Source organism: Stomatobaculum longum (assembly GCA_000242235.1).
GTDB classification, from domain to species: Bacteria; Bacillota; Clostridia; order Lachnospirales; family Lachnospiraceae; genus Moryella; species Moryella longum.
This window is the reverse complement of sequence record JH590863.1, coordinates 465,918-467,293: the sequence shown is the minus strand read 5'-3', so window position 1 is coordinate 467,293 and position 1,376 is coordinate 465,918. Positions and strand designations below refer to the sequence as shown.

The window sequence follows — 1,376 nt, the reverse complement described above, 5'->3', positions numbered from 1 at the left end:
GGATCACCCCCGCGTGTGCGGGGAAAACTTGCCTTTGGCGCGAATACCTCTGCGACCGTGAGGATCACCCCCGCGTGTGCGGGGAAAACCCGCAACAGCACTATAGCCAGGCGTTACCCCGAGGATCACCCCCGCGTGTGCGGGGAAAACTACGGATATTCTACATTAGTTACCTTAGTCATAGGATCACCCCCGCGTGTGCGGGGAAAACGGAAAGCTGGAAAAAGAATATAGATTCCGTAAGGGATCACCCCCGCGTGTGCGGGGAAAACTTAATACTTCCCGACTTCAACCGCAAACGAAAAGGATCACCCCCGCGTGTGCGGGGAAAACCCCCACGGATGACTGCTACACGCCGCCGCTGGTATATCACCCCCGCGTGTGCGGGGAAAACCCCGTTGCACAGGATAATTATATCGTAGACAAAGGATCACCCCCGCGTGTGCGGGGAAAACATACAAGTTCTACATAATACGGTTTCTGGTTCAGGATCACCCCCGCGTGTGCGGGGAAAACTTTAGTAAGTGATTATTTCGCAACGGCAGACGGGGATCACCCCCGCGTGTGCGGGGAAAACGTGAACTTTTGGTCTTTACTTTGTTTGGCGTTAGGATCACCCCCGCGTGTGCGGGGAAAACGTAAAAATCACAAGAGCGTTGCTATAAAGTTCAGGATCACCCCCGCGTGTGCGGGGAAAACCTCGGTGAGGTTACGCGGCGTGCCGACTGCTCGGGATCACCCCCGCGTGTGCGGGGAAAACTCGTTCCAGGCTGTTCCGTATCCCTTACCACTGGGATCACCCCCGCGTGTGCGGGGAAAACTTCTTCAATCCTAAGTAAATCGCGATATGGCAAGGATCACCCCCGCGTGTGCGGGGAAAACTTAGAACTACATTTGAACAACAATATGGAAATAGGATCACCCCCGCGTGTGCGGGGAAAACATTATTTGCGCCAGTGGGTGTATAGGCGAAAAAGGATCACCCCCGCGTGTGCGGGGAAAACCCCGAAACTGAGTATCTCGTTGAATGTTACGGGGGATCACCCCCGCGTGTGCGGGGAAAACGAGAAGTAAACCGATAGAACAGTAAAGTAACTAGGATCACCCCCGCGTGTGCGGGGAAAACGGAGTGACTTTTCAGTTACGTGATTCTCTGAAAGGATCACCCCCGCGTGTGCGGGGAAAACGAATTAGTAATATTGACGGCCAACCGGCGTCAAGGGATCACCCCCGCGTGTGCGGGGAAAACGCAAGACAATCGAAACTTATTTGCAAGGTGGTAGGATCACCCCCGCGTGTGCGGGGAAAACCGGGCGCCGCCAAGCACCCGCTCTCCTTGTCAAGGATCACCCCCGCGTGTGCGGGGAAAACATTTC

Annotated in this window: 1 CRISPR repeat array. The window is 55.3% G+C overall.

Going from position 1 to position 1,376, the window contains the following annotated elements:
• A CRISPR array of direct repeats spans nucleotides 1-1,371; the repeat unit is 28 nt; unit sequence GGATCACCCCCGCGTGTGCGGGGAAAAC.
• Nucleotides 1,372-1,376 lie beyond the last annotated feature (5 nt).